Below are 10,374 nucleotides of genomic sequence, written 5' to 3' on the forward strand. Positions count from 1 at the left end.
CAAAACCTGACCGGGAGGAACGCTTATGAAACGGCTCCTATCCATGCTGCTCGCGCTTACGATCGCATGCAGCTATCTCTCCCTCGCGGCGCTCGCCGTCGAAGGGGAGGACGAAACCCCCAAGGTCACGATCACCTACAGCGTGGCGGAGGGCGGCACCCTGACGATCAACAACGTCCCACACACCGCGGCAGAGCCCGTGACGACAGGGCCCGACGGCCTGCCCCTGCCCCACACGGTGACCGTTCCGGCGGGCAGCGACGTCGTCTATTCCGCCCTGCCCGACGCGTCCCACACGCTGGCCGCCCTGACGGTGACCGGCCTGCCCGTCGGCACGCCCGACCCCACCCTGAACGGCGCGGGTACGGTCAAGGCCGCCAACGGGCTGCGGATCGACGCGAGCTTTGCCGTCCTCACCCACACCGTAACCGTCCGGCAGGCGCAGGGCGGCACGATCTCCGCGTCCGGGCTCGGCGCGAGCGGCGCGGTTCCGACCGGCGGCAGCGTCACCCTCACCGCCAGGGCGGACGAAAATTATGAGTTCTCCCATTTCCTTGTGGACAACGTGCCCGTAAACGGCAACCCCTACACCTTTGCGGTCACGAAGGACGCCGCCGTTTCCGCCCTCTTCACCGCCAAGCCGGTCACCCACACGGTGACGGTCGGCGCGCACAGCGGCGGCAGCATCCGTGTGAGCGGCGTCGACGCCTCCGGGATTGTCGCGGACGGCGCGAAGATTACGATCACCGCCGAGCCGGACGGGGGGCACGCCTTCGGCGCGCTCGTTGTAAACGGCACGGACGTCGGAAGCGCCACCCATACGATGGAGGTACGAGGCGACGTGACCGTCTCAGCCACCTTCCCGGAAAAGGCCCCCGAGACCTATCCCGTGTCCGTTACGGCGGGAGCGGGAGGCAGCGCCTCGGTGTCCGATAAGACGGGCGCGCCCCTGGCCGGGCGAGTGACTGCCGGCACGCAGGTCGTGCTGACTGCGCAGGCGGATGAAACGCACACCTTCAGCCACTTCCTGATCGACGGCGCGCAGATTTCCGAAACCCCCTATTCCTTTACGGTGAACGGGGCGGTTTCCGCCGAGGCCGTCTTTACGGAGAAGCCTGCTTCCGACTCCAGTGGAGGTTCGAAGCCGGGCAATGAGGGTTCCAACGGAATCCCCACAGTGCAGGTCACTGTCCTTCAGCCCGCTGAGGGTGGCATGATCTCGGCCGTCAACGGCGTGTCCGTCGACGCCGCCGGGACCCTCTCGGGCGCGCTCGCGCTCAAGGCGGACGACATCCTTACGATCACCGCCGCGCCCGGCGAAAAATACCGGCTCAAATCCGTCGCGGTCAACGGCGGCGCGGCGGCGGTCACCGGCAGCACCGCCAGCTATACCGTCCAGGCCGACGACCTGAACGACATCGTCATCGAACCCGCTTTCATCGTCTCCGCGCCGGTGACGGTGGACGCCTCCGCCGCCGCGGGCGCTTCGGTCGCCGTCGGCAGGGGCGGCGCGTCCCTCCAGAGCGCCGGCGCCGTGACCGAGGGCGACGCTCTCACCTTCACCGTCACGCCGGCGGAAACCGGGAAGGCGGTCCAGTCGGTCACCGTCAACAGAAAAGCCGCCGCCAAGAGCGGAGACAACGCGTTCGGTTACACGGTCACGGCGGAGGACATCCTCAGCGGTTCCCTCAAGGTCGCGGCTGTGCTCGTCTCGACCGACGTGCAGGTCAAGTGGAACCCCGCCCCGGAATCCGGCGTCACCGTCAAGGTCACGCCGGACGGCGGGACCGCCGATGAAACCGGCAGCCTCACCGTCCCCCTGAACAGTAAGCTGACCGTCGCGGTTTCCGTACCCGACGGGAAAAAGCTTGAGAAGGTCACCGTCGCCGGCAACGGCGAGGCGAACCCCAAGGACTACACGCCCGGCGCGGACGGCAGCTTCCAGATTCTTTCCGCGCGGGCGGAGATCACCGCCATCACCCCCACGGTGAGCGAGATCCGGCCCAAGATCAGCTGGGAGGCCCCCTCCGCGGGCACGATCGCTGTGAAGTCGGGCGGGGTCGGCATTTCCATCGGTGACGACGTGCCCTACGACAGCACGGTCACCATTGAAGTGTCGCCGCCTGCGGGCCGCCTGCTTGAAAAGGTCACCGTCGCCGGAAACGGCGAGGCGGCCCCGAAGGATTACACGCCCGCCGCCGGGGAAAGCAGCGTCACGGTCGAGCATGTGAAAGCGGACATCACCGCGCTTTCCGTCGCCTACCAGGACGACCCGAGCAACCCGTCGGTCATCTGGACCGCGCCCGCTTCGGGCAAGGGCGCGATCACCGTCGCCTCGGGCGGCGGCGCGGTCACGAGCGGCGGCACCGTGCCGCTCGACAGCACCGTCACGATCAAGGCGGAGCCGCCGGCCGGCTATTTCCTCAAGAGCCTCGCGGTCGCGGGCGGCGCGGCGGCGGGAACCACCACCTACAGCCAGTTCAGCAATAACGGCGTGGACGTGAAGATAGACCACCCGGTCACAGCGATCACCCCCGTCTTCGCGCAGTACCGAAGGGTGACGCTCACCGACGTCCCGAACGCGACCGTCACTGTGTCCGGCGCCTTCTATAAGAATTCCAACGGCACGGACAGCTTCACCACCCTCTCGGAGAAGGGCGCCGGCTATGTCTGCGCCGAGCTGGACAACAACCCCCTGGTCACGTTCAAGGTGCGGGATATGAGCCTCGGCAGCCAGCTCCAGGTCAGGAACAACGGCGGCGACATCGGCTCCCCGCTCCGTTCGGGCGATTTGATGACAATCGCCGTGGACGGGGACCTCTCGCTGACCGGCGTCCTTTCGGCGGTTCCGCTCACTCCCAGCAGCGTCGGACGGGTCCACGCGCCCATCGCCGTGCAGGACGAGGAGGGCGCGCCGCTCGAGGATAAGGACGGCGACGCTTTCAACATCCGCGCGATCTCGAGCGACGGCAGGCTGGTGCTGGACGGCGTCACCCCCGGCCAGACTTTCTACATCAAGCTCGGGGAATCCGGCTACGACCTGCCCACGACGCTCGACAGCCGCCTCTCCCCCGTTCCCACCGCGCTGGCCAGCCAGCTCGCGGACGACGACCTCTTCCGCCTGTCGGTCGACAGGGACGGGGACGGCAGGAGCCTCATCAGCTCGATCACCCAGGTGGATGAAAAGCGGCTGAAGGAGGACGGCGTTCGGGGCAGCTACCTCAAGGTGGTGCTCAAGGATTCGACCGCCACCGAGGAGAAAAAAGCCCGCGCCACCATCACCTTCAAGGCGCGCAAGACGCTCGACGCCTCCAGGGGTGGCCCCTGGCAGGCGGGCGACACCGCGACCCTCGAGCTCACGATGTGGATCGAAAACACCAAGAAGAGCGGTTCGGACGAGGAAGCGGACGTGGGCGACCGCATCTACATCGATCCCGAATCCAACGAGTACAACACCTTTGTGTGGGGCGACGACCGCGCCGCGCTGGAATACTACGCGGACGACAACGCCAAGGCGTTCTACGCGCGCCTCTCCACCAAGGCGGACATCGACATCTACACCGATTACGGCGACCCGGTGGACGCGGACCTCTGGTTCTACAACTTCATCGGCAACCCGGAAATCCCCAGCACCTCCCGCGCATGGTTGACGCTGGGCATCCCGTGGGATGAGGACGACGACTACCACCCAGACCCGCGCGACGTCTACATCTATCAGGTCGACAAATACGGCGACCTGGAGGACGTGACCGACCGGTTCACCTATTCGGACGACGCCTACGCCATCGAGGGCTGGACCATCCGGACCCGCCAGCTCGGCACCTACATCATCTCCGACACCGAGCTCGACCTCGATACCGGCTACGAGATGGAATACGACTGGGACGACGACACCTATGAGGAGCAGTACAAGGTCAACCCGATCACCGGCGGCGGCACGCAGGATTACACGCCGGTGACCCTCCCCGTCAACTATGGCGGCGGCAGCGCCGGCGGTTCGACGGGCGGCGCCGTCTCCGAGCCGGAACCGGAGGAGAGCGAACCGGACGAGGAGGAGGACAACCGGCAGGTCACCGCCAAACCGGTCCCCGAGGCGGTTCCCGAGGTCAGCGAACCGGAGGAAAAGCCTGCGGGCAGGGGCTTCGCCCCCTGGGCGGTCGTGCTGGTGATCGCGCTCATCGCGGCAGGGGCCGGAACCGGAGGCTACTTCCTCTACCGGCACTTCAGCGAATAACCGGCGTTTTTACATCCGGGCCCCGCGGAACTTCCGCGGGGCCCCTTCGCATCCCGGCGCGCGGGAGCTTGCATTTGCGGGGCCCGCATGGTATGATTTTGGTACCAGTAACTTCCAAAGGGCGGGTGGCTTTCATGGGCGGAAAGGTACGGCAGGTTTTGGCGGACGGCGAGCACTCCGAACGGATGAAGCGCAGGGAATCCTTCCTGCTGCGGTTTCCGGACGCGGGTGGGACGGACGGCTATGAGAAATTCCAGATGCGCTGCATCTCCGCGCTTACCGAATACTATGGGGATTCCGAGGACTTTCTGGCGGATTACATGGATATCTGCTACCTTCTCGGGGCACCCTGCCGGGATGAGCTGTATATGTGTTTTCAGTTGTCCAACCTGTGCAGTCTTTTGGAGGATCTCAAGATTCGGGAGGAATCCGACCTCTATCTCTGGATGCAGGTTCTCGAGCGCCTGCTGGCCAGCGCGGGGCGCAGCGACAAGCAGAAAAAACAGCTTGCCCTCAAAATCGCGGAGGCGCTCAAGCTCTCGGGAATCGGCGCGGCGCTCTGCAGGCTGGAGGGCGGCCGGTACGCCTTCTACCCCGCGACCGAGCCGTTCCTCGACCGGGCGCTCGTCTTCGACGTGCTCGGCTGGCTCGACGGCTACCCGAAGGCGCAGGAGCAGTACCGGGAGGCCCTCGGGCTCCTGCTGCACGGGGACCGGACCCGCAAGGCGCTCGACTGCCTGCGGCTCTCGCTGGAGCTCTTCTGCAAGCAGCGCTACCAGAACGAAAAGTCGCTGGAAAACCAGTTCTCCCTGATCGGCGGCGAGCTGGCCGACCGGGGGCTGTCGGCCGAGCTGCGCAAACTCTACACGACCCTGCTCACCTACTACGCCAAATTCCATAACGAGCACGTCAAGCATGACGACTCGGCGAACGCCGTCGAGGCCGACTTCGCGCTCTATCTGACCGGCAGCTTTCTGCGCCTGCTGCTCCTGTCCGACCGGGAGACGCTCTGAACCCGGAAAACAGAAACCCAAAGGGGCCGCGTGAACGGATTCGTTCACGCGGCCCCTTTTATGCCGTCCGGGCAGCTCGTTCAGCCGATCCAGCGGTGCAGGGTCTCGAGCAGCCGGTCGATCTCCAGCGGTTTGGTCACATGCTCGTTCATGCCCGCCTGCCGGGCGCGGTAGACGTCGTCGGCGAAGGCGTTGGCCGTGAGCGCGATGATGGGAATCTCCGCGGCGTCCGGCCGCCCCTCCCCGCCCAGCTTCCGGATCGCCCGCGTGGCCTCATAGCCGTCCATGACGGGCATCTGGATGTCCATCAGGATGAGGGCGTAGGTGCCCGGCGGCTGGGAGGCGAAGAGGTCCACCGCCTGCCTGCCGTTTTCGGCGCAGACGGTCTCCAGCCCGGCCATCCCCAGAAGCTCCCGGGCGATCTCCCGGTTGAGGTCGTTGTCCTCCACCAGAAGAAGCCGCGTGCCGGAGGGGAACACATCCCCCTGCCGCGCGGACGGACCGCCGCAGGCTCCGGCCTCCCGCGCCTCCTCCCCCGCCAGCTTGAGGAAGACGGTCGCGACGAACCGGGTGCCCTTGTCCAGCCGGCTCTTCACCCGGATGCTGCCGTTCATCATCTGCACCAGGTTGTGGGTGATGGCAAGCCCCAGCCCCGTCCCCTGAACCTCGCTCACGCGGGCATCCTTCGCCCGCTCGAACGGGGTAAACAGCCTATCCAGGAACTCGGGCGGCATGCCGATGCCGTCGTCCTCCACGGTAAATTCAAAGCACCCGACCCCGCTGCGGCCCGACGGCCGTTCCTCCGCCGTCAGGGAGATGTGTCCGCCCGTCCCGGTATATTTCACCGCATTGGACAGCAGGTTCAGCAGGATCTGCTGGACCCGCATGAAATCCCCGTGAACCGCGTCGTTTCGCAGGTCGGAGCGCAGGGCGATCTGCTGACCCTTGCTTTCCGCGTCGGAGCGGATGATCTGCATGACGGTGTTCAGCGTGTCGCTGATCAGGAAGGTGTTCTCGCTGAGGCTCACGCTGCCCGACTCGATCTTGGACATGTCCAGCACCTCGTTGATCAGCCCCAGCAGGTGGCTGCCCGAAATGCGGATTTTTTCGAGGCAGTCGGCGAGCCTGTCCGGGTCGTTCAGCTGCTTTTCCGCGATGGAGGTCATGCCGAGGATGGCGTTCATCGGCGTGCGGATGTCGTGGCTCATGCGGGAGAGAAACTCCGATTTGGCGTGGTTCGCCTTCCGGGCGCCCTCGTACGCCTCCTCCAGCGCCTGCTTGGCCGCCTTTTCCTCCGCCTGACGCTCCAGCTCCCGCAGCTTCTCCCCGCTGATGTTGCGCAGGGTGACGATGGCGGTTCTGGTCTCCGCGTTCTCCGTCGAAACCGGATGGATTTCCAGACGCAGCCAGGGCGGCGCGGCGGCGTCCGGCGCATTCCTGTGGAACTCCGCCTCCGTGTGTCCGCTGATCTGCGAAAACGCCCCGAGCAGCCGTTCCCTGTCGCACAGCCGCGCCACGCGGGGGCGGTCCCCCTCCGCCACATGGGGCAGCAGGCCTCCGCACAAATCCCCGGTATAGCTGCCGGTGCGCGGGAACGCCATCGCGTCGCGCGCCCGCGGCAGGCGCACGGCGTAGTACTCGTCCGCGGTCAGGTTGACGTAGAAGATGCTCACGTACACGCCGCTGATCGCCTGCAGGGCCGACTGGCTCATGTGCAGGCGTTCGCTGTTTTCCAAAAGCGCTTCCTTCATGCTGTGGATGTCCCGGATGGTGCCCACGACCCGGCGGAGCCGCCCTTCCCGCAGGATGGGGCGGCTGCTCACCCGGTGCCAGCGGTACTCGCCGGGACCGGCCCCGGACGTGACGACCCGCACCTCGAACACCTCGCTCCGCCCGCCGCAGATGTTGTCCAGCGCCGCCGGCGCGTCCTCCGGGTGGATGAATTTCTCGTCCCGCAGCAGCCGCGAATAATCGTGAAGCTCCCGGCGGATGATCCCCTGCCCGCGCTGCGGCTCGTAGCTGACGAAAACATCGGAATCCACGAGGTATTCGAACATCGTGTCGGAGCTCGACTCCATGGCCACGCGGTACATCTCCTGCTCCTGTTCGAGCTGCTGCTGGAGGGCCTTGCGCGGCGTGATGTCGACCACGGTGCGCTGGATGACCGCATCCCCCTCCTCCGTCCGGCCAACGATCATATTGGTGCCCTCCAGCCAGTGGATCGAACCGTCCCTCCAGCGCACGCGGTATTCCCGGTCCTGGCGGTCCCCCGCCTCATGCAGCAGCAGGTAGGTCTTCAGCAGCATGACGCGGTCCTCCTCCAGCACCGCGCCGAGCACGCCGCCGTGCCAGTCGCGCAGGCCCTCCTCCATGCTGTCGTACCCCAGCAGGGTGAGCGCCGCCCGGTTGAGGGAGATCAGTTCACACGCCCCGCTCCTGCGGCGGACAAAACGGATGATCCCGCAGGGGACGGTGTCGTAGATGCTGGTAAGCAGCGCGGTCTGTTCCCGGAGGCGCTGGGAGTCCTCCTCTGCCTTGGTCACATCGAGGTAGAGGCTGTTGACCATCCAGTTGCCCTCCGCGTCCAGGGCCTTTTTTCCGCTGTCGATGATCCATTTGAGGCTGCCGTCCTTGCAGCGCACCCGGTAACGGGTCGAATAGGAGAGGCCGCCGTCCCGGAACGCCTCGGCGCAGTCGGCGAGCGCGTGCTCAAGGTCGGGCGGATAGACGGCCCCCACGGCGCTTCCGCCGCTCGCCTCCATAAATTCCTCCACCGAGTAGCCGAACAGCGCGGCCGCCTCCCTGCTGACAAAGGCAAAGGAATAGGTCTCGTCGTCCCTGCTGATCTTCAGCCCTCCGGCGATCGAACTCATGACCACTTCCATCTGGCGGTTCTGCTGGAGCGTCTGCGCCTCCAGCATGGCCAGCCGCTCCTGCACAAAGTCATAGGACTGGCGGCCGACCTTTTCGGGGAAAAGCTCCTCCTCCACCATCTCCTGATAGGGGTTGGAGCAGTGGATATGCGCGCAGCGCAGGCCGTCCCGCGTCTCCTGGAAGACAAAGGTCACCCGCTGGTGCACCTTCAGGTACATCTCCACACCGGGCGCGGTGGAGATCCACATCCGCCCCGTCACCACATAGACCCCCGGCGCCGGCTCAATCACGTCGTATTCCTCGTCCCGGATGTCGCAGCGGGGAATGGCGCCGCCAAACCGGCGGAACATCTCCACCGCCGCGCCGCGGTCCGCGAGGTACTGCTCCTCCCCCGCGCCCAGCCAGGTGAACTGCGGCGCAAAAAAGGCGGCCACGCCCTCGGCGTCGCCGTCGCAGTAATGCATGTGCATCAAGCGGCTGGCGAGAGCCTTGGCCTCCTCATGGCGCCGGATATGCCCGTCCGTTCGATTTTCCAATGCAACCCGACCTTTCCTCCGCGGCTGAAAAGCGGATATCCTTTTTTATGATACTTGATTGCGCCCCTCCCGTCAAGAAAGGCTGCGGAAACCCCGGCCGCTTCGCGCGGGGAAACGGTCAACTTTCGGCCTTCCCGGCTTTCCCGAGGAACTTGATGAGCCGCGCCGGATTTCCGCCCACCACGGCGCCCGGCGGCACGTCTTTCGTCACCACGGCGCCCGCGCCGACGATCGCGTCTTCCCCCACGGTGACGCCGGGCAGCACGATCGCGCCCGCGCCGATCCAGACGTTCCCGCACAGGCGGATGGGCCGCGAAATCGTGCACCGGCGCATCTCCGGGTCGGCCGCGTGGTTGGTCGTGATGAGGCTGACGTTCGGCCCGATAAACGCGTCGTCCCCGATTTCGATGCCGCCGCGGTCCATGAAGGTGCAGCCGGTGTTGATAAAGACGCGGCGTCCCACCCGGATGTTTTTCCCGAATCCCGCGTAAAAGGGCGGACAGAGGCGCAGCGTCTCGTCGGCCGGCGTCCCGGTGAGCCTGGAAAACCACGCGCGCACCTGTTCCGGCGTGTGGCAGCCCGTGTTCAGCTCCGCGGAGAGCCGGTGGGCCTCCCGGATGATATCATTGATGATGCCGTAGTCGGGATCATCCAGCGAGACGGGCAGTCCCGCGCGGTCCCTCTCCAGAATGTCCATCTCCTCCGCGCTCCTTCCGGGAGGAAAATTTCGTCCTCCCCCGTTTTCTCCAGCTTATCACATCCCCGCCCCGGTTTCAATCCGTTCCGCGTGGATGCCGGTGCGCGCAAAAGGGCCGCATGAATTGAAATTCATGCGGCCCATCGCGGTCACTCGCCGGCCTGCCGGCTGTCGCGGAGGAGCTTTTCCACTTCCGCGGCCGGCCTCGCGATCCATCTTCCGGGTTTATCCATCCGTTCCAGCGCTTCCAGAATCATCTCGCCCAGCTCCAGCGCGCTCCGAAAGTTCATCCTGCGCCTGCCCTCGGGCCACTCCACGCTCCCCTGCCAGGTCGCGTTCTGGCGGAAGAGCACCCGGATATAGAAGCGGGTCTTGGAGGTGAGAATCTTCTTGATCTCCCCCGGCTCCCAGTACCGCACCAGGGAGGATTTCGGCAGGAAAACGGGAGGCTTCGCCGCCAGGTTGTCCAGATCCCGCCCGGACAGCCAGCGGCGCTCAAACGTCGCCTGCGGGCGGTCCAGCGCGTCCAGGATCTGGTCGATGCGCAGGAACAGGTCCATAATCCCGTAAAACGGGATATAGGACTCCAGATAGCAGTTGAACAACCGGCCTTCCGGAACGCCCAGCTGGTAGGCGTCCACCCCCACCGCCATCAGGGCCGCGTAATCCGGCAGACCGTCTTTTTTTGTCATATGACGCCTCCATGACTTTTCGTCACCACGGCGCCCGGCCGCAGGATGACCCGTCCGGCCCGCAGGCTCCCTGTGATTTTAGCGCCCGGGTGCAGGAGAACGGTTCCCTCGGACGTGACGTCTCCAACGACTTCCCCGTATACTTCCAGCGCCGGGCAGGCGATATTTCCTTTCAGCCGGGCATGCGCGCCGATGACGCTCCGCTTTTCCCAGTTGACGAACGATTCCCGTCCCACGGCGGTCGCCTCCCATTCCAATAAAGTGCGTTCGGTTTATTCCGTCTGCGCGCGGCCCCGCGCCCGGAAGAAATGCCGGCCGGGCGGTGCGG

6 protein-coding genes are annotated in these 10,374 nt (G+C 65.8%); 2 read left to right on the top strand and 4 right to left on the bottom strand.

All coding sequences use genetic code 11. The annotated features are described in order from the left end of the window. The first annotated feature begins 25 nt into the window (after window positions 1–25). The gene (locus RDM88_RS03115; protein ID WP_308753130.1) at window positions 26–4,234 is read left to right on the top strand and encodes a hypothetical protein; all 4,209 of its coding nucleotides are present in this window, start codon (window positions 26–28) and stop codon (window positions 4,232–4,234) included. A gap of 134 nt (window positions 4,235–4,368) precedes the next feature. Further along, window positions 4,369–5,247 (top strand): hypothetical protein, encoded by an 879-nt coding sequence (locus tag RDM88_RS03120; protein ID WP_308753132.1) that lies wholly within the window; start codon window positions 4,369–4,371, stop codon window positions 5,245–5,247. Window positions 5,248–5,327: 80 nt separating this feature from the next. On the opposite strand, the gene RDM88_RS03125 is transcribed toward RDM88_RS03120, so the two are convergent. The 4 genes from RDM88_RS03125 to RDM88_RS03140 form a co-directional block, all read right to left on the bottom strand. Beyond that, the gene (locus RDM88_RS03125; RefSeq protein WP_308753134.1) at window positions 5,328–8,657 is read right to left on the bottom strand and encodes an ATP-binding protein; all 3,330 of its coding nucleotides are present in this window, start codon (window positions 8,655–8,657) and stop codon (window positions 5,328–5,330) included. A 118-nt stretch (window positions 8,658–8,775) separates the two neighbouring features. Further along, complete coding sequence (locus tag RDM88_RS03130) at window positions 8,776–9,354, bottom strand: sugar O-acetyltransferase (protein ID WP_308753136.1); 579 nt, start codon at window positions 9,352–9,354, stop codon at window positions 8,776–8,778. Between the two features lie 149 nt (window positions 9,355–9,503). Next, window positions 9,504–10,046 carry a hypothetical protein gene (locus tag RDM88_RS03135; protein WP_308753138.1) on the bottom strand — a complete coding sequence of 181 codons (543 nt, stop codon included), beginning with the start codon at window positions 10,044–10,046 and terminating at the stop codon, window positions 9,504–9,506. Beyond that, window positions 10,043–10,282 (bottom strand): polymer-forming cytoskeletal protein, encoded by a 240-nt coding sequence (locus tag RDM88_RS03140; protein ID WP_308753140.1) that lies wholly within the window; start codon window positions 10,280–10,282, stop codon window positions 10,043–10,045. Before RDM88_RS03140 ends, RDM88_RS03135 begins: the two co-directional genes overlap by 4 nt. Between the last annotated feature and the right edge of the window lie 92 nt (window positions 10,283–10,374).

This window comes from uncultured Anaerotruncus sp., assembly GCF_902490045.1.
GTDB lineage: Bacteria > Bacillota > Clostridia > Oscillospirales > Ruminococcaceae > Anaerotruncus.

Bases quoted from the DNA above. Each gene is read 5' to 3' on its own strand.
- RDM88_RS03135 (WP_308753138.1), bottom strand. From the start codon at position 10,046: ATGACAAAAAAAGACGGTCTGCCGGATTACGCGGCCCTGATGGCGGTG.
- RDM88_RS03130 (WP_308753136.1), bottom strand. From the start codon at position 9,354: ATGGACATTCTGGAGAGGGACCGCGCGGGACTGCCCGTCTCGCTGGAT.
- RDM88_RS03115 (WP_308753130.1), top strand. From the start codon at position 26: ATGAAACGGCTCCTATCCATGCTGCTCGCGCTTACGATCGCATGCAGC.
- RDM88_RS03120 (WP_308753132.1), top strand. From the start codon at position 4,369: ATGGGCGGAAAGGTACGGCAGGTTTTGGCGGACGGCGAGCACTCCGAA.